This window comes from Pseudomonas cremoris, assembly GCF_014230465.1.
The window spans coordinates 237456-257693 of the sequence record NZ_JAAXCY010000007.1 but is presented as its reverse complement, the minus strand read 5'-3'; the positions used below and the strand labels follow the sequence as shown (position 1 = coordinate 257693).

At 59.8% G+C, this 20238-nt stretch carries 20 protein-coding genes; 11 read left to right on the top strand and 9 right to left on the bottom strand.

What is annotated here, in order from left to right; genetic code table 11:
- Window positions 1-3: 3 nt before the first annotated feature.
- Entirely contained in the window at window positions 4-498 is a 495-nt protein-coding gene (locus tag HF257_RS19235) for a hypothetical protein (protein WP_185706046.1), read from the bottom strand.
- 293 nt (window positions 499-791) lie between these two features.
- Between HF257_RS19235 and ccoN the strand changes: the two genes are divergently transcribed.
- From ccoN to HF257_RS19220, 3 genes are all read left to right on the top strand, one after another.
- Window positions 792-2219 (top strand): cytochrome-c oxidase, cbb3-type subunit I, encoded by a 1428-nt coding sequence (gene ccoN, locus HF257_RS19230; protein WP_185706044.1) that lies wholly within the window; start codon window positions 792-794, stop codon window positions 2217-2219.
- 1 nt (window position 2220) lies between these two features.
- Window positions 2221-2430 (top strand): cbb3-type cytochrome c oxidase subunit 3, encoded by a 210-nt coding sequence (locus HF257_RS19225; protein ID WP_185706041.1) that lies wholly within the window; start codon window positions 2221-2223, stop codon window positions 2428-2430.
- A 90-nt stretch (window positions 2431-2520) separates the two neighbouring features.
- Window positions 2521-3213 carry an aspartate/glutamate racemase family protein gene (locus HF257_RS19220; RefSeq protein WP_185706039.1) on the top strand — a complete coding sequence of 231 codons (693 nt, stop codon included), beginning with the start codon at window positions 2521-2523 and terminating at the stop codon, window positions 3211-3213.
- On the opposite strand, the gene HF257_RS19215 is transcribed toward HF257_RS19220, so the two are convergent.
- From HF257_RS19215 to HF257_RS19205, 3 genes are all read right to left on the bottom strand, one after another.
- Window positions 3210-3722 (bottom strand): GNAT family N-acetyltransferase, encoded by a 513-nt coding sequence (locus HF257_RS19215; RefSeq protein WP_185706037.1) that lies wholly within the window; start codon window positions 3720-3722, stop codon window positions 3210-3212. The two genes, HF257_RS19220 and HF257_RS19215, sit on opposite strands and share 4 nt — an antisense overlap.
- Before the next feature lie 49 nt (window positions 3723-3771).
- Entirely contained in the window at window positions 3772-4917 is a 1146-nt protein-coding gene (locus HF257_RS19210; RefSeq protein ID WP_185706035.1) for a glycerate kinase, read from the bottom strand.
- Between the two features lie 91 nt (window positions 4918-5008).
- The gene (locus HF257_RS19205) at window positions 5009-6115 is read right to left on the bottom strand and encodes a sugar diacid recognition domain-containing protein (RefSeq protein WP_185706033.1); all 1107 of its coding nucleotides are present in this window, start codon (window positions 6113-6115) and stop codon (window positions 5009-5011) included.
- Between the two features lie 158 nt (window positions 6116-6273).
- Between HF257_RS19205 and HF257_RS19200 the strand changes: the two genes are divergently transcribed.
- A complete protein-coding gene (locus HF257_RS19200) occupies window positions 6274-7584 on the top strand; it encodes an MFS transporter (RefSeq protein WP_185706031.1) in 1311 nt (436 codons plus the stop codon).
- 112 nt (window positions 7585-7696) lie between these two features.
- On the opposite strand, the gene HF257_RS19195 is transcribed toward HF257_RS19200, so the two are convergent.
- The gene (locus HF257_RS19195) at window positions 7697-8401 is read right to left on the bottom strand and encodes an SDR family oxidoreductase (protein WP_185706029.1); all 705 of its coding nucleotides are present in this window, start codon (window positions 8399-8401) and stop codon (window positions 7697-7699) included.
- Window positions 8402-8503: 102 nt separating this feature from the next.
- Between HF257_RS19195 and HF257_RS19190 the strand changes: the two genes are divergently transcribed.
- The 3 genes from HF257_RS19190 (at window position 8504) to rarD (ending at window position 11614) form a co-directional block, all read left to right on the top strand.
- Window positions 8504-9406 (top strand): LysR family transcriptional regulator, encoded by a 903-nt coding sequence (locus tag HF257_RS19190; protein ID WP_185706027.1) that lies wholly within the window; start codon window positions 8504-8506, stop codon window positions 9404-9406.
- Between the two features lie 81 nt (window positions 9407-9487).
- Entirely contained in the window at window positions 9488-10498 is a 1011-nt protein-coding gene (locus HF257_RS19185) for an aldo/keto reductase (RefSeq protein WP_185706025.1), read from the top strand.
- 234 nt (window positions 10499-10732) lie between these two features.
- Complete coding sequence (rarD, locus tag HF257_RS19180; RefSeq protein WP_185706023.1) at window positions 10733-11614, top strand: EamA family transporter RarD; 882 nt, start codon at window positions 10733-10735, stop codon at window positions 11612-11614.
- A 54-nt stretch (window positions 11615-11668) separates the two neighbouring features.
- Here the strand turns inward: rarD and hppD are convergent, their stop codons facing one another.
- Both hppD and HF257_RS19170 read right to left on the bottom strand, forming a co-directional pair.
- Window positions 11669-12745 (bottom strand): 4-hydroxyphenylpyruvate dioxygenase, encoded by a 1077-nt coding sequence (gene hppD / locus HF257_RS19175; RefSeq protein WP_185706021.1) that lies wholly within the window; start codon window positions 12743-12745, stop codon window positions 11669-11671.
- A gap of 245 nt (window positions 12746-12990) precedes the next feature.
- Window positions 12991-13914 (bottom strand): DMT family transporter, encoded by a 924-nt coding sequence (locus HF257_RS19170; protein WP_185706019.1) that lies wholly within the window; start codon window positions 13912-13914, stop codon window positions 12991-12993.
- 77 nt (window positions 13915-13991) lie between these two features.
- Here HF257_RS19170 and HF257_RS19165 point away from each other — a divergent pair, with 77 nt between their 5' ends.
- The 3 genes from HF257_RS19165 (at window position 13992) to HF257_RS19155 (ending at window position 17112) form a co-directional block, all read left to right on the top strand.
- Window positions 13992-14870: a LysR family transcriptional regulator gene (locus tag HF257_RS19165; protein ID WP_185706016.1), complete on the top strand. Its 879-nt coding sequence runs from the start codon at window positions 13992-13994 to the stop codon at window positions 14868-14870.
- A gap of 136 nt (window positions 14871-15006) precedes the next feature.
- The gene (locus HF257_RS19160; RefSeq protein ID WP_185706014.1) at window positions 15007-16548 is read left to right on the top strand and encodes an EAL domain-containing protein; all 1542 of its coding nucleotides are present in this window, start codon (window positions 15007-15009) and stop codon (window positions 16546-16548) included.
- Window positions 16549-16746: 198 nt separating this feature from the next.
- Window positions 16747-17112 (top strand): histone-like nucleoid-structuring protein, MvaT/MvaU family, encoded by a 366-nt coding sequence (locus HF257_RS19155; protein ID WP_105697335.1) that lies wholly within the window; start codon window positions 16747-16749, stop codon window positions 17110-17112.
- Window positions 17113-17224: 112 nt separating this feature from the next.
- On the opposite strand, the gene HF257_RS19150 is transcribed toward HF257_RS19155, so the two are convergent.
- Window positions 17225-17761: a DUF4946 domain-containing protein gene (locus HF257_RS19150; protein ID WP_185706012.1), complete on the bottom strand. Its 537-nt coding sequence runs from the start codon at window positions 17759-17761 to the stop codon at window positions 17225-17227.
- A 198-nt stretch (window positions 17762-17959) separates the two neighbouring features.
- Here HF257_RS19150 and gloA point away from each other — a divergent pair, with 198 nt between their 5' ends.
- A complete protein-coding gene (gene gloA / locus HF257_RS19145; protein WP_185706010.1) occupies window positions 17960-18481 on the top strand; it encodes a lactoylglutathione lyase in 522 nt (173 codons plus the stop codon).
- A 94-nt stretch (window positions 18482-18575) separates the two neighbouring features.
- On the opposite strand, the gene ahpF is transcribed toward gloA, so the two are convergent.
- The gene (gene ahpF / locus HF257_RS19140; protein ID WP_185706007.1) at window positions 18576-20141 is read right to left on the bottom strand and encodes an alkyl hydroperoxide reductase subunit F; all 1566 of its coding nucleotides are present in this window, start codon (window positions 20139-20141) and stop codon (window positions 18576-18578) included.
- Window positions 20142-20238: the final 97 nt, after the last annotated feature.

Below are 20238 nucleotides of genomic sequence, written 5' to 3'. Positions count from 1 at the left end.
TCACTACAAACGTTCCCGTGGAATCAGGCCTTGGAGCTGAGAGGCGAGGAAGTTGGCGTCAAAGCTGAAGGTGTCGGGGTCCTTGAGGCCATTGGTTTTCTTCCATAGCCAGTCGTTTTTATCCGCCGGCAGCACCAGCGAGACGCTGCCATGACGTGCGGCGGTCAGGCCCATCACCGCCACCGAAATGAAACCGCCCACGCCCATCACATCCGGGACGAATTCCACGGGCTTACCGGTGATGTGCACGGTCAGCTTCTCGGTCTTGAACGTCGAGGTCTCCACCGGCACGCTTGGGCCGCTGGCCACATAGGCTTCACGATGGACTTCGAGCAAGCCCACCGACTTGACCGGTTCCAGCCATTGCTCGATCTGCCCGAACAGCTCACCGAGTTTTTGCGCCCAGCGCGCTGACTGCACGTCGAATTGCTGTTTCTTGTGCGCTTCACTATCGGCGTAATGACGAAGCATCTCGCCCAGTTGCTGTACATCGTCCATTGCGGCGTTCCTTGGGTGAGCCAGGTTGCGAAGCTCGATCATGGCAGATGCACGGGGGTGGCGTGTAACTAACGCCGGCGAGACAGCGGGCGCGTCTTCTCTGGGCCCACTATGCAGCTACGGCGCAGCACGTTGAAGATTCAGGTCCGGCGTTAAAAAGCAGATCAGAGCGTCTAGAAGCAGCTATTTCAGGCTGATAAAACTGATCCGCATGAATGAGTTTTTTCTGAGCCTGTTTTGTTTTGCCCATGCTTCCTACAGTGCCGCCACTTGGAACCGTGGGAGGGCTGAGCATGAGCACAGCAACAATCGGGCAGGCCTATAACTATAAAGTCGTGCGGCAATTCGTTATCGCCACCCTCGTCTGGGGCGTGGTAGGCATGGCCATGGGCGTGTGGATCGCGTCGCAATTGGTGTGGCCCGAAATGAACCTTGATCTACCCTGGACCACCTTTGGCCGTTTGCGACCGTTGCACACCAGCCTGGTGATTTTCGGCTTTGCCGGCAGCGCACAATTTGCCGCCAGCTATTACGCGGTACAGCGTACCTGCCAGGTCCGGCTGTTTTCCGACACCCTGGCAGCCTTTACCTTTTGGGGCTGGCAGTCGGTGATCGTGATCATGCTGGTCAGCCTGCCGCTGGGCTACACCACCACCAAGGAATACGCCGAGATCGAGTTCTCCGGAGCGGTGTGGATGACCGTCGTGTGGGTGGCCTATGCCGTGGTGTTCTTCACCACCGTGGTACGCCGCAAGACAAAGCACATCTACGTGGGCAACTGGTTTTTTGGCGCATTCATCCTGGTGATCGCCATGTTGCATGTGGTCAATCACCTGGCGATTCCCGTGGATTGGTTCAAGTCCTACCCGGTGTATTCCGGCGCGACCGATGCGATGGTGCAGTGGTGGTACGGGTACAACGCCGTGGGCTTTTTCCTGACCACCGGCTTCCTGGGGATGATGTACTACTTCGTGCCGAAACAAGTCGGACGGCCGGTGTATTCCTATCGCCTGTCCATCGTGCACTTCTGGGCGCTGATCACCCTGTACATCTGGGCCGGCCCTCACCACTTGCACTACACCGCGCTGCCGGACTGGGCGCAATCACTGGGCATGGCGATGTCGCTGATCCTGCTGGCGCCGAGTTGGGGCGGGATGATCAACGGCATGATGACCTTGTCCGGCGGCTGGCATCAGTTGCGCACCGATCCGATCCTGCGTTTTCTGGTGCTGTCGTTGGCGTTCTACGGCATGTCGACCTTTGAAGGCCCGATGATGGCGATCAAGACCGTCAACGCGCTCTCCCACTACACCGACTGGACCATTGGCCACGTACACGCCGGCGCCTTGGGCTGGGTGGCGATGATCACATTCGGCTCGCTGTATCACATGATTCCCAAGGTATTTGGCCGCGAGCAGATGCACAGCGTGCCGCTGATCAACCTGCACTTTTGGCTGGCGACCATCGGCACGGTGCTGTACATCGCCTCGATGTGGGTCAACGGCATTACCCAAGGCCTGATGTGGAGGGCCGTGAACGATGACGGCACCCTCACCTATTCCTTTGTCGAGGCCTTGCAGGCAAGCCATCCGGGGTTTGTGGTGCGCTTTGCCGGTGGTGTGTTCTTTCTTACCGGGATGGTGCTGATGGCCTACAACACGTGGCGTACGGTGCGGGTGGCCGACATGAAACGGGCCCAGCTTGACGCTCGGATCGTTTGAAATGTGGGGCGTGCTGATGGTGGTGTGCCTGTACGGCGCGGTGGAGTATTGCTTGCAGGGGCTGTCCGACAAAAGCTTGGACGATGCCAGCTTGATCCCTTTTGCCGACGATCCGGACGTAGCGAGACGCGTGGAGTTGGCGACCGGCAAGCGCATCGACGCAGTGGCACCGCAAGAGGCAGAGCCGGGCTGGGTGAACCTGGACATGTGAAACTGCACCGGTCATTTGGCGGCTAACTGCGTATGACTAATCCACCGCCGATGGGTAAGGTGACGCGACATTCCTTGTCAGGAGCATCGCATGCGCACCATCGGCCTTATTGGCGGCATGAGCTGGGAGTCCAGCGCCGAGTATTACCGCATCATCAACCAGCGCGTGCGCGACCAACTCGGTCCGCTGCGCTCGGCGCAACTGCTGATGTACAGCGTGGACTTCGGGCCGGTGGAGCAAGCCCAGCATGCCGGGCGTTGGGACGACACCGCGCTGATCCTGGAAGATGCCGCCCGCCGCCTGCAAGCCGGGGGAGCCGAGTGTGTGGTGCTGTGTACCAATACCATGCACCTGGTGGCGCCGCGTATCGAGGCCGCGGTGTCGATTCCGTTCCTGCATATTGCTGATGCCGCAGGGCTGGCAGCGGTTGAGGCCGGCACGCTGACGGTGGGTTTGCTGGGTACTGCGTTCACCATGGAACAGGATTTTCTCAAGGCGCGTCTCGCGGGCCACGGCCTGAACGTGCTGGTGCCCGAAGCCGATGAGCGCCAAGCCGTGCACCGAATTATCTACGAGGAATTGTGCGTTGGCGTGATCAGCGATGCGTCACGCCAGGTTTACCAACGGGTTATCGAGTCGCTGGCGGCACGCGGCGCCCAGGCGATCATCCTCGGGTGTACGGAAATCGGCTTGCTGATCAAGCCGGAACACAGCGACCTGCCGCTGCTGGATACCACCGAGCTGCATGCGCAAGCTGCGGTGGCATTTGCCCTGCAAGACTAAACCGAGGTGCGAAGGCGGGCCATGCTCACCGTGTCGACAAACTGGCCATCGCGCACGGCGTAGTCGCGCATCAGGCCTTCGACCTCAAAGCCGAACTTGCGGTACAGCTTCTGCGCGGCTTCGTTGTCGGCATACACCGTGAGTTCAACCCGGTGCAGGTTCATCCAGTTATCGGCCACGTCCAGCGCGGCGGCCAGTAGCCGGGAACCTACGCCCTTGCCCTGCCAGGCAGTCGCCACGCCCATGCCGAACGACCCAACATGGCTGCGGCGTACGCGCAGTTGTTGCTCAAGGCCGAGTTGCCCGATCACTTCCCCACCATGCACCGCCACCAGCTGTAGGCGCCGTTCGTTGTCCAGCACCAGCTTGTTGCGCCAGGCCTCAACGGACTGGAACGGCATCTGTAGCACCTGACGGCAGACGGCCGGTTCGTTATAGAGCGCCGCGACACCTTCAAGGTGGGCCTCGGTGAAGCGCTGGATGACGATATGGGGTTCAGGCGTGTGCATTGTGTTTCATCCTTTGAAAGACAAGTGGCCGCCCAGTGTAGGGGCGCGCCTATTGCGCGCGCAACGCCGCCACTCGCCACACCCGAGCGATATCTGCCGCCCGCTCACGCAACAAGCGCGGCGCTTCACCGCAGGCTTGCTCCAGACTCATCGGCCCGGCGGGCAAGGCAAATGCGGCGTCCACCCCATGGGCGTACATCTGCTCGTAGCCGTCGCCCAGTGTGCCAGCGATGACAATCACCGGTACACCGTGCTGCTGGGCGATGCGCGCCACGCCGAAGGGGGTTTTGCCGCGCAAGGTCTGGGCGTCGAAGCGACCTTCGCCGGTGATCACCAGGTTGGCGCCGCGTACGGCCGCATCCAGGCCGACCAGTTCGGCCACCACCTCTACACCAGCGCGGAACTGCGCCCCGAGGAAGGCTTTGGCGGCAAAGCCAAGGCCACCCGCGGCACCGCTGCCGGGCTCTTCGCGCACGTCCTTGGGCAGCACCTTGGCGCAGTGGTCGGCGAAGTGCCCGAGGGCGGCGTCCAGTTGTTGGACTTGATCGGGGTTGGCGCCTTTTTGCGGACCGAAAATCGCCGAGGCGCCGTGCGGGCCGCAGAGCGGGTTGTTCACGTCAGCGGCGATTTCGAAGCGGACTTGGGCTAGGCGTGGGTCGAGTTGTTCAAGGTCGATATGGGCCAGGCGAGCCAAGGCCAGGCCGCCCGGTGGCAACGCTCGGTCTTGAGCGTCGAACAACTGCACGCCAAGGGCCTGCATCGCACCCGCGCCGCCGTCGTTGGTGGCGCTGCCGCCAATGGCCAGGATGATGCGCTGGGCACCGAGGTCCAAGGCGGCGCGGATCAATTCGCCCGTGCCGTAGGTGCTGCTGGAACAGGCGTCGCGCTGCCCAGGCGGCACCAGTTGCAGGCCGCTGGCTTCAGCCATCTCGATGATTGCGGTGTGGCTGTCGGCCAACCAGCCCCAATGGGCTTCAACGGTTGCCCCCAGCGGCCCGCGCACCGACTGGCTGCGCAATTCGCCGTTGCACGCGGCAAGTACTGACTCAACCGTGCCCTCACCACCATCCGCCATAGGGCATTGCACCAACTCGGCATCTGGCCAGACTTGGCGTAGCCCCTCGGCAATGGCCTGGGCGACGCCTTCAGCGCTCAGGCTGTCCTTGAATGAGTCGGGGGCGATGATGATTTTCATGGGCTTTCTCCGGTTTTTATAACGCCCATGCTGCCAGTTGGTACCGACATTGACGCCGGTCCGATGCACAAGTGCGGGAAAGGTTTGTTGTTCATTCCGACAAAGCCTGGGGCAATAGCTGCACACCGAGATACAGCGCGAGCATGCCGTCCAGCCTCAGCGGGTCGACCCCACTGAGTTCGGCGATGCGCTCCATGCGGTAGCGCAGGCTGTTGCGGTGAATGCCCAGGGCATCGGCACACGCCTGGCTTTGCCCGTCGTGCTCGCACCAACTGCGCAACGTAGCCAGCAGTTGGCCGTTGCCGTCTTTTGCCAGCACTTTGCGCAAGGGGTTGAGCAACTCATCGAGGGCATCGTCGTTGCGATGACGCCAGAGCATCACTGGCAGGCGATAGCGGTTGAGGGTCAGCAGCCTGGAGTGCGGCAGGATGTCCCGCCCGTAGGCCAGCAGGTCACCGACGCGGCGATAACAGCGACGCAACCCGGCCAAGCCATCGGCCTGCCCGCCCACCGCTACCCGCAGGATGTTCCAGCCCAAGCCGTCGAGTTTTTCCAACAGGCGTGGATTGTCCACTTGCACTGCCGCCGGGCGGCACCACAACAACGAGAATTGCGCCGAGCTGACACACCAACTGTCCGGGTAACGCGAGGTCAACCAGGCACTCAACGCCTCCGCCGACTGGCCCGCACCGAGTTCGAACAAATACGGCGTACGTGCCATCTGCGGTTTGAGCCCCAGTTGCTGGGCTTCGTCCACCAGGCGCGGCGAGTCTCCCGTTTCGGCCAGCAGCAGGGCCAGTAGATCGTCGCAGCGTTGCCGACGCCATTGCTGCTCGGCTTGCTGGTGGCGATGGCTCACCAGCATTTCGGCGGTCATGCGCACCAGTTCCGCATAAGTGCGCAGGCCTTCTGGTTCGCCGGTAATGCCCAGCACACCGATCAGGCGCCCATCGTGCAGCAGCGGCAGGTTGATGCCGGGTTGCACGCCCTTGAGGTGCTTGGCGGTCTGGCCGTCGATTTCCACCACCCGCCCGTTGGCCAGTACCAGTTGCGCGCCTTCGTGGCGGGTGTTGATGCGTTCCGGTTCGCCGCTGCCAAGAATCAACCCCTGGCTGTCCATGACATTCACGTTGTAGGGCAGGATCGCCATGGTGCGATCGACAATATCCTGCGCCAGGTCATGATCCAGCTCGAACATGGGGCTAAGTTCCTAAAAGGTGGTTGTTCACCAGCACAGCGCAAAGGGTGCTTCACTGTGCGCGAGCACAAAGACAGTACCCCATCGCGTCGCCGAGACTGTTTGGGCGATCAACGTTACCCTCGCATCGCGAAAAATCATAATAAAGAGAGACCGCCATGTCACAGAGCGCCGCTGCCACACTGGCCACCGATGACGATAAAAACGCCATCTACAAGCGCATTACCCTGCGCCTGATCCCCTTCATCTTTATCTGCTATCTGTTCAACTACCTCGACCGGGTAAACGTTGGCTTTGCCAAGTTGCAGATGCTCGATGCATTGAAGTTCAGCGAAACCGTGTACGGCCTGGGTGCCGGGATTTTCTTCATCGGCTACGTGCTGTGTGGCGTGCCGAGCAACCTGGCGTTGACCAAGTTCGGTCCACGGCGCTGGATTGCGTTGATGATGATCGTCTGGGGCACCTTGTCCACCTGCCTGCTGTTCGTTACCACGCCCACCCACTTCTACACCCTGCGCCTGTTTACCGGTGCGGCCGAAGCCGGGTTCTTCCCGGGCGTGGTGTTGTACCTCTCGCAGTGGTTCCCGACGTTCCGCCGTGGGCGGATCATGGCGCTGTTCATGTCGGCGATCCCGGTATCCGGTTTGCTCGGCAGCCCGTTCTCCGGCTGGATCCTCAACCACTTCGCCGCAGGGCAAGGTGGCCTCGCGGGTTGGCAGTGGATGTTCCTGCTGCAAGGCATCCCGACTGTAATCCTGGGCTTCCTCGCCTACTTCCTGCTGAGTGACAGCTTCGCCAACGCCAAGTGGCTCAAGCCCCATGAGCGTGCGGTGCTGGAAGCCGACCAGGCGACGGACCTCGCCAACAAGCCGAAAACCACCACCGACTCCCTCGCCGAAGTGTTCAAGAACCCAGCGATCTGGGCGTTCGGCCTGATCTACTTCTGCATCCAGAGTGGCGTCTACGCCATTAACTTCTGGCTGCCGTCGATCATCAAAAACCTGGGGTTCAGCGATAACCTGGTGATTGGCTGGCTGAGTGCGATCCCGTACCTGCTGGCGGCGGTGTTCATGTTGCTGGTGGGCCGCTCGGCGGACTTGCGCAAAGAGCGTCGTTGGCACTTGGTGGTGCCGATGTTGATGGGCGCGATTGGTCTGGTGATTGCGGTGAACTTCGCCACCACTCCAGCAATTGCGATTCTCGGCCTGACGATTGCCACCATGGGCGCCCTCACCGGCCTGCCGATGTTCTGGCCGGTGCCGACCGCCATGCTCAGCGCGGGTGCTGCGGCGGGTGGCTTGGCGTTGATCAACTCGATGGGCCAGATGGCCGGTTTCCTCAGCCCGTATATCGTCGGGTTTGTGAAGGATGCCACCGGGTCGACAGATATCGCGTTGTACCTGCTGGCGGCGGTGATTGTGGCGGGTAGCGTTCTGGCTCTGCGCATGACCCGTACCTTGAAGGTGTAACTCAGTCCATGTGGGAGCGGGCTTGCTCGCGAATGCGGTGGTTCAGTCACAGAAGTAGTGACTGACACTGCGCGTTCGCGAGCAAGCCCGCTCCCACACTTTTGCCCGGTGTTTACAGCAGGCCGCCGCCATCGATATCAATCACGGCGCCGGTCATAAAGCCATTCTCCATCGCCAACACATACCCCGCCGCCACTTCCTCTGCCTGCCCTACCCGCCCAACAGGCAACAGCCCGCTCGCCTTGGTGAACATCGCTTGGCGCTGTTCCTCAGCCAAGCCCGCATACGCCGGTGTATCGATCACGCCTGGGCTGATCACATTGACCCGCCGCGGTGCCAGTTCCTTGGCCAATTGCTTGCCGAGTGCTTCGGTCGCCGCGTTGATACCGGTCTTGATGAACTGGCCAGGCGCCAACTTGCGCCCCAACTGCCCGGACGTGAGGCTGATGCTGCCGCGCTCGTCAAGGTAAGGCAGCGCGAGCTGGATCGCCCGTAGCGAGCCCCAGAGTTTTACGTTGAAGTTTTCCTGGGCTTCATCCAGGTCCGTCTCGACGAGGTTTTTTGCGCGCACCGACGGGCCGGAGGTGTAGACGAGGTGGTCGAAACGCCCAACCGTTTCGAACAGGCGTTGCAACGAGGTGGCATCGGTCACGTCCACCGGCTCGCTACGCAGGCCATTATCGATACCCGACGCCAGGCGCCGTCCGGCCAATACCACGTGGGCGCCACGCTCGGTTGCGGCCTTGGCCACGGCGGCGCCGATACCGCTGCTGCCGCCAATCACGATGACGGTTTTGCCGTTGAGGGAAGAAGTCATGGATGAGTATTCCTGGGTGAGAAAGTGAGCGTTCATCCTCCCAGCTTGGCAATCGGCAAAAAATCCCGGTAAAACGACAAGATCTTTAAAGGATTTTTACAAATGAGCTCGACACTCGACCTTGAAGTCTTCGTGCGCACCGCCGACACCGGCAGCCTTTCCGCAGCGGCTCGTGGCCTCAACCTGACGCCGGCAGCGGCGAGTATCGCCCTTAAGCGCCTGGAAACCCGATTGGGCATCCGTCTGCTCGCCCGCTCGACCCGCAGCATGCGCCTGACCGAAGAAGGCGCGCGTTACCTGGGCAGCGTACGGTTGGCTTTGGAGGCGTTGTCCGAAGGTGAGCGAGCAATCAAGCAGCAGGGTCAGAGCCTCAGCGGGCTGCTGCAGCTGTCGGCGCCCTCGGATTTTGGACGCAATGTGCTGCTGGGCTGGCTGGATGAGTTCAAGCAGGAACATCCCGACATCCGCATCCAGCTATTGCTCAATGACAGCAACGCCGACCTGTTCCGCGACACCGTCGACATCGCCCTGCGTTTTGGGGTGCCCGGGGACTCTAGCCTGGTCGCGCTGCCGGTGGTGCCTGGCCACCATCGCATTCCCTGCGCCAGCCCCGACTACCTGGCGCGGCACGGTACGCCGCGCACACCGGCAGAACTGTCGCAGCACAGCACGTTGCGCTACATGCGCCGGGGGCAAGCCAACAGCACGTGGAGTTTCTACCAGAGCGGGTTGCGCCAGGAGGTCGAGGTGACCGGGGATTACCTGAGCGATGACGGCGAAATCGTGCGCCGCTGGGCACTGGCCGGGCATGGCATTGCCTATAAAGCCAACCTGGACGTGGCCCGTGACTTCAAGGCCGGACGCCTGGTGCCGTTGTTGCCTGAGTGGCAAGGCGAACCCACGCCGTTCAACCTCATGTGCCCGCACCGCCTGCAAGTGTCGGAGCGAGTGAAGGTGCTGCATCGATTTGTGCAGGCGCGCTGCCAGGCCTTGCTCGATCCATGAAGAAATGCGCCCAGGGCTTGTTCCAGAGCCTTCGAGTCTGGTATTGCATGACTCACGTTTCCCAGCCTTGAGGAGTTATCCATGATTTACCGCACATTGGGCCAATCCGGGTTGAAGGTCAGTGCCTTGACCCTGGGCACCATGATGTTTGGCGAACAGACCAACACCGAGGACTCGCTGCGCATCATCGACAAGGCCTGGGACCAGGGCATCAATTTTATCGACACGGCGGACGTCTACACCGGCGGGCGTTCGGAGGAGATCGTCGGCGAAGCCATCGCCCGTCACCGTTCGGATTGGGTGCTGGCGTCCAAAGTAGGCATCGGCCCTGTCGACGGCATCCCCAACCGCAGCGGCCTGAGCCGCAAACGTATTTTCAACGCACTGGAGGCGAGCCTTACGCGTCTGGATACCGACTACCTCGACATCTACTACCTGCACCGCGAAGACCACGACACCCCGCTGGAAGTCACGGTGTCGGCGATTGGCGACTTGATCCGCCAGGGCAAGGTCCGCTATTGGGGCCTGTCCAACTACCGGGGCTGGCGCATTGCCGAAGTGATTCGCGTGGCTGAGCGCCTGGGCGTGGACAAACCAGTGATCAGCCAACCGCTGTACAACATCGTCAACCGACAGGCCGAAGTGGAACAGATCACCGCCGCTGCCAACTACGGGTTGGGCGTGGTGCCCTACAGCCCGCTGGCTCGCGGCGTGCTCAGTGGCAAATATGCACCGGACGTTACGCCTGAGGCTGGCAGCCGCGCCGCGCGCCAGGACAAGCGCATCCTTGAAACCGAGTGGCGTGTGGAATCGCTGCGCATTGCACAGCAGATCCAGCAGTACACCCAAGGGCGTGGCGTGGGCATTGTCGAATTCGCGATTGCCTGGGTGTTGAACAACGGCGCGGTAAGTTCGGCGATTGTCGGGCCGCGTACCGAAGCGCAGTGGGATGCCTATACCGGTGCGCTGGACGTAAGGATTACGGCTGAAGATGAAGCATTTATCGACTCACTGGTAACGCCGGGGCATTCGTCCACCCCGGGGTTTAATGATGTGGGCCATTTTGTGTCGGGCCGCATTCCCCGCCCATAAAGCCCCTTTGTAGTGAGCAAGCTTGCTTGCGCTGGGGTGCGAAGCGCCCCCCAAAAAACCTGGGGACTGCCGCGCAGTCCAGCGGGAGCAAGCCCCCTCGCCACAGAACCCTCGCGCTTACTGTGCATCAGCAAGAAAATTTGCTGAAAATCGCCCCAAAACAGCGCAACCCTTTCCCGCTAAAAGCACCATAATCCTCTCCTCTTTGTAACAATCGGTTTTCGCGAGGACAGCGTGTCTAAAGGTGTTGTGTTATCGGTATTGGCCTCGGTGTTGTTTGCCGTGATGTATTACTTCACATCGTTGCTCACGCCATTGAGCGGCCTGGAAATCTTCGGCTGGCGCATGCTGCTGACCGTGCCGTGCATGACGGTGTTCATGATCGTCAGCGGTGAATGGCGGCGGGTGTGGGAATTGCTGCGGATGCTGGCGATCAAGCCTGCGTTTATTGGCGGGGTGGTGTTGTCTTCGGCCTTGCTCGGTGTGCAGTTGTGGCTGTTCATGTGGGCCCCGCTCAATGGGCGCAGCCTGGATGTGTCGGTGGGGTATTTCCTGCTGCCATTGACCATGGTGCTGACCGGTCGCCTGGTGTACGGCGAGCGGTTATCGCGCCTGCAACAGATTGCGGTGGTATTTGCCGCCCTCGGCGTGCTGAACGAGCTGTATCAGGCCGGCGGGTTCTCCTGGGCGACGCTGGTGGTCATCATCGGCTACCCGATCTATTTCATCGTGCGCAAATACCTCAAGACCGATCACCTGGGCGGACTCTGGCTGGACATGGCGCTGATGCTGCCGGTGGCCTGGTGGTTTGTGCAAAGCGGCGAACAGGGGTTTGCCGTGATGGACGCCCATCCGAAGCTGTACGCGTTGATTCCACTGCTGGGCCTGATCAGTGCGTCGGCACTGGTGAGCTACATCATCGCCAGCCGTTTGTTGGCGTTCAGCCTGTTCGGGCTGCTCAGCTACGTTGAACCGGTGCTGTTGCTAGGCGTTGCGCTGATATTGGGTGAAGGGATCAAGGGCGGTGAGTGGCTGACCTACATCCCGATCTGGCTGGCAGTAATGGTGTTGGTGTACGAAGGTTTCAAGCACTTGGTGCGCCAGCGTAAAGCCTGATTCACGGACAATAAAAAGCCCGGCCGGGGTAACCTCGGCCGGGCTTTTTTATGCTTATTCGGTGGTCAACACGCCACGACGCACCTGATCGCGTTCGATGGATTCGAACAGCGCCTTGAAGTTGCCCTCGCCAAACCCATCATCGCCCTTGCGCTGGATGAATTCGAAGAACACCGGGCCCATCAGGGTTTCCGAGAAGATCTGCAGCAACAGGCGTTTGTCGCCCTCGATGGACGAGCCATCCAGCAGGATGCCACGTGCTTGCAGTTGGTCCACCGGCTCGCCGTGGTTTGGCAGGCGGCCTTCGAGCATTTCGTAGTACGTGTCCGGTGGCGCCGTCATGAAGCGCATGCCGATCTTCTTCAGCGCGTCCCAGGTCTTGATCAGGTCGTCGGTGAGGAACGCCACGTGCTGGATGCCCTCACCGTTGAACTGCATCAGGAACTCTTCGATTTGCCCTGCGCCTTTGGACGACTCTTCGTTGAGCGGGATGCGGATCATGCCATCCGGCGCGCTCATGGCCTTGGAGGTCAGGCCGGTGTATTCGCCCTTGATGTCGAAGTAGCGCGCTTCACGGAAGTTGAACAACTTCTCGTAGAAGTTGGCCCAGTACACCATGCGCCCGCGATAGACGTTGTGGGTCAGGTGGTCGATGACCTTGAGGCCCGCACCTTGTGGGTTGCGCTCCACGCCGTCGATGAACACGAAGTCGATGTCGTAGATCGAACTGCCTTCGCCAAAACGGTCGATCAGGTACAGCGGCGCGCCGCCGATGCCTTTGATCGCTGGCAGGTTCAATTCCATCGGGCCGGTTTCGATGTGTATCGGCTGGGCGCCGAGTTCCAGGGCACGGTTGTAGGCCTTTTGCGAGTCCTTGACGCGGAACGCCATGCCACACACCGACGGGCCATGCTCGGCCGCAAAATAGGAGGCGATGCTATGGGGCTCATTGTTGAGGATCAGGTTGATCTCGCCCTGGCGGTACAGGTGTACGTTTTTGGAGCGGTGAGTCGCGACTTTGGTGAAGCCCATGATCTCGAAGATCGGCTCCAGGGTGCCCGGCGTCGGCGAGGCGAATTCGATAAATTCAAAGCCCATCAGGCCCATTGGGTTTTCGTATAGATCTGCCATGGTGGCACCTCATCATTCTTGTAATAGACACAGTGTCAGTTGCGAGCAAGGATGAGGTTGCAGGGTGGCGCACAGGAAAGACCTCGCACACTGCGGGCGAGAAAGTCACCAAAGATGAGGGGGGAGCCGAGTAGCTTCATGGTGTCATCAGTCTCTGACGGCCTAGGCTTGCGTGAGCGCAAGTCCATATTCTTGTATGCGTAAATCGATTCTACACAGCGTAACCAGGTTTGTCCGTACTCTTATCAAATCCCCAATGCCTTGGCCGGCGCAAGGGGTTTGTTGCACAGGTAGATACCCAGCAGGATCACCCCGCCACCGCAGAGCATTGGCCAAGTCAATGGCTCGTCCAGCAAGAGCGCACCGCAGACCACCGCCGTCAACGGGTTGAGCGCAATAAACACCCCGGCACGGGTGGCACCGATTCGACGCAAGCCATCGTAATAGCCGATGTACGCCAGGGCCGACCCCAACACGCCGAGGTAAAGCAGGCTTAATAGTTGCGGCCTATGAATTGCTTCCAGCCCCTGCATCGTAAATCGACCGGTAGTGAGCGTGGTGACCACCAGCATCAACGTGCCCAACAGGATCGACCAGGTGACCGTCTGCAACGGCCCCAGGCTTTGGTTCAGCCCGCGTGAAAACAACGAGTACACGCCCCACCCCACTACACAGCCAAATATCAACAGGTCACCGCGCCAGGCATTGGCGGTGCCTTGCAGCAGTTGCGGGTTACGGCTGACGATAACAGTCGCCGCACCGCCCAGGCACAGAGCAATGCCCAGCAACTTGTACCCGCCAAGGCGCTCACGAAACAACAGCCAGGACGCCAGTCCAATCACCGCCGGGTTCAAGGCGACGATCAGCGAGGCCCGCGAGGCGTTGATGTACTGCAGACCATAAAAGAAACACAGGTTGTAGGCATAGATCCCGCAAGCACCCAGCGTGACCAACTGCGCCAGTTGCCTGAAACTTGGGCGCACCAGCGGTGTACGCGTAAACGCCATGAACAGCAGCAATGCCAGGCTGGCCAGCACAAAGCGCAAGCTGGCTGCCAGTAACGGGTCGACGCTCGCCGCCACATAGCGGCCCGCGACAAAGGTACCGCCCCAGATCATGGTCACGGCCACCAGTTTCAGGTACGTACGGTGGTCTGCGGATAAATTCATCACTGAGCACTCTCCAAGAAGAAGGACAGGCGTATTCTTCTGCTAATACTTGATCATCGTAAAATGAGTGATTGCTCATGACCCTGACCCAACTTGAAATCTTTTCCCTGGTCGCCGAACTGCAAGGTTTCACCAGTGCAGCCCACCGCCTGGGTATCAGCCAATCAGCGGTGTCCCATGCCATCAAGGCACTGGAGCAGGAACTCGGGATAGATCTGTTCCGGCGCCATCAGTCCCAAGTGGAACTCAGCGACATCGGCCAACAACTGTTGCTGCGCGCGCGTGCGATGCTCGGCCTGGCCAATACCTTGCAACAAGAGGCCGCCGATGCCCGTGGCATGAAACGCGGCACGCTGCGCATTGGCTCGTTTGGGCCGACCTCGTCCAATCGGCTTTTACCACCCATTCTTGAGCGCTTTCGCCTGGCGTATCCGGGGATCGAGGTGCATATCGATGAGGGCCCGGATCGCCAGGTGCTGCAATGGCTGGACGAGCGGCGTATCGACGTGGGGTTCGTGGTCCTGGAACAAGAACGCTTCGACACCTTTGCACTCTTCGAGGATCAACTGGTGGCGCTGCTGCCGGCCGATCACCCTCTGGCTTCTCACCCCGCCATTGGCCTTGAAGCGCTGTGCGACGATCCTTTTATCCTCACTGAAGCGGGTTCTTCGGAGCTGGTGACGCGGCTATTCCACAGCGCACGGCTAAGCCCGAAAGTACGCTTTCGCTGCGCCCAACTGCTCAGCACCCTTGAAGCCGTGTGTCGAGGTGATGGCGTGAGCCTGGTGGCCCAGGCTTCGCTGCCGCAAGTGGCGGACACACGCTACGTGCAACGCCCCCTGGCACCGGCCGTTGCACGCACCATTGGGCTGGCGGTGCTGGACCGCCGGCAGGCCTCCCCCGCTACCTTGGCATTTGTCCAACTGGCACAGAGTGTTCATAACCGCTCCTCGTGACCCTGCGTAATCGTCTGACAGGCCTACTGGCCGAACAGCCAGGTACAACGAGCTAAAACCAGCCGAGCCATCTATCATCGAACTAACTTTGATTTGCCCTCCGGCGCTTTTCCCACATCGCAACAGGCCGTTTCCAATGCCCCTGACCGTTAACGGCCCGCGAAAACGCGCCACACGTTACTTAATCACTTCGCTCAGCGCGTTGCTGCCTATCGTATTAGGCGTTGCCATCCTTTACTGGCAGGCCGAGCGCTCCCTTGATCAAAGCACCGCCCAAACTGCCCAGGAAGCGGTGCGCCAAGTCGACCTGATGCTCGACAACACCGCCCTCGCCGCCCAGGCGCTGATACCGCTGGCGGGTCAGCCGTGTGATAACGGTGCACAACTGGCACTGCGCGAGCAGGTCACCCGCCGGCCGTTTGTGCGGGCGACCACGTTGTCCTGGCAAAGAAACATCTATTGCAGCTCGTTGTTCGGCGGTGAATACGAGTCGAAGGTCAACCCGGACGACTACGTTGATGGCCGCCTGTGGCTGATGAACGGCAACCCGGTTACCCCCGACACCGCACTGCTGGTTTATCGATTGGTCGACGGCGACAAGGCGGCGTTTGCCTCAATTGACGGCTACCACCTGGCCAACGCCTTGCGCCTGATCAGTCGATACGCGGAGCTGGTCCTGCAAGTGGGGCCCAATTGGATGAGTGACGACGGCAAGGTGCAAAACTCTGCCGTGCCGACGTTTGCCGTGGCGCATCATCATTTAGCCTCCGAACGTTATGACTACAGCGTCGAAGCCGGCATGCCGGCCGGTGAAACGTGGCGGTACATGGAAGCCCGCTACCCGGCGCTGTTCAGTCTGCTGGTGTTTTTTGGCGTGCTGGCCGGCGTCCTTGCGCACTGGCTCCAGAAACGTTCCTCAGCACCGACTCATGAGTTGCGGCGGGCGCTGGGCGCCAACGAGTTCGTCCCGTACTACCAACCCGTAGTGCGTGGCGATACCCGCGAATGGGCCGGTTGCGAGGTGTTGATGCGCTGGCAGCACCCCAAGGAGGGCCTGGTGCGGCCTGACCTGTTTATACCGCTGGCCGAACATTCCGGACTGATCGTGCCGATGACTCGCGCGTTGCTACGCCAGACCGCCGCTCAGTTAGCACCCCACTCGGGCCGCTTCCATCCGGGGTTTCATATTGGCGTGAACATTACCGCGCGCCATTGCCAGGATTTGGCGTTGGTGGAGGATTGCCGGGAATTCCTCGCCGCCTTTGCGCCCGGCCAGGTAACGCTGGTGCTGGAGTTGACCGAGCGTGAGTTGATCGAGCCCACCGACATCACGCGTCGCTTGTTCGACGCCTTGCATGAGCTGGGAGTGATGATCGCCATTGACGACTTTGGCACCGGCCACTCCAGCCTGGGTTACTTGCGTAACTTCAATGTCGACTACTTGAAGATTGATCAAAGTTTTGTCGCCATGATCGGTGCCGATGCGCTCTCGCGACATATCCTGGACAGCATCATTGAACTGTCGGGCAAGCTGGACCTGGGCGTCGTTGCGGAAGGCGTTGAAACCGTAGAGCAATGCGAATACCTGGCAGCGCAAGGCGTAGACTTTTTGCAAGGCTACCTGTTTGGGCGGCCATTGCCCGTCGATGAATTCATTAAATCGCTGGCCAGCCATTGATTAGCCACGCACTAGGGCGCTTGAAATCGGATTATTTAGATTAAAGACATGATTTACTCGTGGCGGATTAACTACTACAATTTTTCCTGCCTGTGCAGAACTCGCAGGACGACTTCTTTTTTTGAGTCGCCTAAAGCTTTTGGCTTATAGCTTTGTCTGCAGTTGATATCAGCCAAATACACTATTGGAGTACAGATTTTGTCCAGACTCGCCGAATTTCGCGCAGCAGAAAAAGCCCTTCAAGAGCAGCTTGCCCAACTGGAATCCTTGAAGAACGACGCCGGCCTGAAGAAAGAAATCGAATTCGAAGAAAAGCTTCAAGCGCTGATGAAAACCTACGGCAAAGGCCTGCGGGACATCATCTCGATCCTTGACCCCAACCCGGGCAAGTCCAGCGCAGCGGCCACCGCCGCACCAAAACAACGCCGTGCCCGCGTGGTCAAGGTTTACCAAAACCCACACACCGGCGAGCTGATCGAAACCAAAGGTGGCAACCACCGTGGCCTCAAAGCGTGGAAAGAACAGCACGGCGCGGCCACTGTAGATTCCTGGCTGCGTAAGTGATCACACTGCACTAACAAAGAGCCCCGCATTCGCGGGGCTTTTTTTATTGGCGTGTTCGGCGTCGAACTTAAATAACATTTCACTTCGTTCAGAATCGACGCGAGCAACGCATTTAAAGTTTGAGGCTGTCGCGCACCGAGCTGACTTCATCCTTGCTCGATTCGTACGCATCGGTCTGGCCGGCGTATGAGAAAACATACGCTTTATCGGCATCAACAGCCCCCACCAATGTTTGCGAAAGCACGTGCCGGCCGTTTTCGGTAATCACACAAGTAGTTTCCAACGCGTCAAGGCGGCTCAATGTTGTAGGGCGCATCTTGCTGCACACACTTTGATACCCGCCTTGGGCAAAATCTTTCTGAATAGACTTGCGCATCTCCAGCAATACGCCTTGAAGATTAACGGTGTGCCCGGCTTCGATCGGCGTGCCGGTCAACTCCATCACCATCAAGGTTGCGCCGTTTTCATCATTCTTGATTGCCCGCTGGCGAGACACGGCCTGAGGTTTTGCGGGCGCGTCACCATCAGGGACAACTTCCTCGACTTGCCAGCCACTGGGCCAATGGATTTCCGGGTCAGCCGCCAACAGCATCGGGCTGGCCAGCAGCAAACACACAGAGGTCAACAGCGGTTTACGAAATTCGATCATTGCGAAAAACACTCAAGGTTCAAGCCACAAAGTCTGAGGCCCGACCCCGTTGGTCGCAAGGCCTGCGTGACCTTTTTCATTTGGCGCGGCGCGCAGCCCTTGCGTATCATGGCCGGGCTGCACGGATGCCGGCCGCAAGCCAAGGGACCGCTCATTTCATCTAGAGCTGCGTTTGCCCCATTTTTTTCTGGAGGGCCCATGAGCCTGCACGAACTGAACACCTTCCCGGGCGTTACCGCCCAACCTGACACCGCTACCTCTAACTTCGTGTTCAACCACACCATGTTGCGGGTCAAGGACATCACCAAATCCCTGGATTTCTACACCCGCGTCCTGGGTTTCTCCCTGGTTGAAAAGCGCGACTTCCCGGAAGCCGAATTCAGCCTGTACTTCCTGGCCCTGGTAGACAAATCCCTGATCCCGGCCGACGCCGCCGAGCGTACCCAGTGGATGAAATCCATCCCGGGCATCCTGGAACTGACCCACAACCACGGCACCGAAAACGATGCCGACTTCGCCTACCACAACGGCAATACCGACCCTCGTGGCTTTGGCCATATCTGCATCTCGGTGCCGGATATTGTCGCGGCATGCGAACGTTTCGAAGCGTTGGGCTGCGACTTCCAGAAGCGCTTGAGCGATGGCCGCATGAAAAGCCTGGCGTTCATCAAGGACCCGGATGCGTACTGGGTTGAGATCATTCAGCCAGCGCCGCTGTAAGCGCGGAGCGTCACACGATGCATTCCCACGCGGAACGTGGGAACGGAAAAAACCCCATGATCACTCATGGGGTTTTTCATTTCTGGGTCCGAATTTACGCCGGAGCGGAAGTGCGGATCAGGTGATCGAAAGCGCTCAGGGAGGCCTTGGCGCCCTCGCCTACGGCGATCACGATCTGCTTGTACGGCACGGTTGTCACATCGCCGGCGGCGAAAATGCCTGGCAGTGAAGTCTCGCCACGGGCATCAACGATGATCTCGCCACGAGGCGTCAGCTCCACGGTGCCTTTGAGCCAATCAGTGTTGGGCAACAAACCGATCTGCACAAAGATGCCTTCCAGGTCGACGGTCTTGAATTCGCCGCTGTCACGGTCCTTGTAGGCAAGACCAGTGACTTTCTGGCCATCACCTTTGACTTCGCTGGTGAGTGCGCTGGTGATCACGTCTACGTTCGGCAGGCTGTACAGCTTGCGTTGCAGTACAGCGTCGGCGCGCAGCTTGCTGTCGAACTCAAGCAAGGTCACGTGGCTGACGATACCGGCCAAGTCGATGGCCGCTTCGACGCCGGAGTTACCGCCGCCGATCACCGCCACACGCTTGCCTTTGAACAATGGACCGTCACAGTGCGGGCAGAAGCACACGCCCTTGGCCTTGTATTCCTGCTCGCCCGGCACACCCATTTCGCGCCAGCGGGCACCGGTGGCCAGGATCACAGTCTTGGACTTGAGGGTTGCACCGCTTTCAAAACGAATCTCGTGCAGGTCACCCGGGTTTTTCGCCGGGATCAGGCTACTGGCGCGCTGCAGGTTCATGATGTCCACGTCGTATTGACGCACGTGCGCTTCAAGGGCGCTGGCCAGTTTCGGCCCTTCGGTTTCCTGTACGGAAATGAAGTTCTCGATGGACATGGTGTCCAGCACTTGTCCGCCAAAACGCTCAGCGGCCACACCAGTACGGATGCCTTTACGCGCTGCGTAGATGGCGGCTGCGGAACCGGCTGGGCCACCGCCGACAACGAGTACATCGAACGCCTCTTTGGCGCTGATTTTCTCGGCGGCTTTTTCGATACCGCTGGTGTCGAGCTTGGCGAGGATTTCTTCCAGGCCCATGCGACCCTGGCCAAAGTTAACGCCATTGAGGTACACACTCGGCACCGCCATGATCTGGCGCTCATCCACTTCAGCCTGGAACAGCGCGCCGTCGATCGCGACGTGACGGATGTTCGGGTTGAGCACGGCCATCAGGTTCAGCGCCTGGACCACGTCCGGGCAGTTCTGGCAAGACAGCGAGAAGTACGTCTCGAAGTTGAACTCGCCTTTCAGGGCGCGAATTTGTTCAATTACTTCGACACTGGCCTTCGACGGGTGGCCACCGACTTGCAGCAGGGCCAACACCAGCGAAGTGAATTCATGGCCCATGGGGATGCCGGCAAAACGCAGGCTGATCTCGGCACCTGGGCGGTTGATGGAGAAAGATGGCTTGCGCGCATCATTGCCATCGGTTTTCAGGGTAATCAGCGTGGTGAGGCTGACCACATCCTGCAAAAGAGCAAGCATTTCCTGGGATTTCGCACCGTCGTCAAGGGAGGCGACGATCTCGATCGGCTGGGTGACCCGTTCCAGGTATGACTTCAACTGAGCTTTAAGATTGGCGTCCAACATACGGGCGATTCCTTTTAATTCGGTAAAAAAAACGCCCGAGCGAATCTCGCCCGGGCGTTTTGAGGGCGGATGCAGCTTACTTAAGGTGCGGTGTATT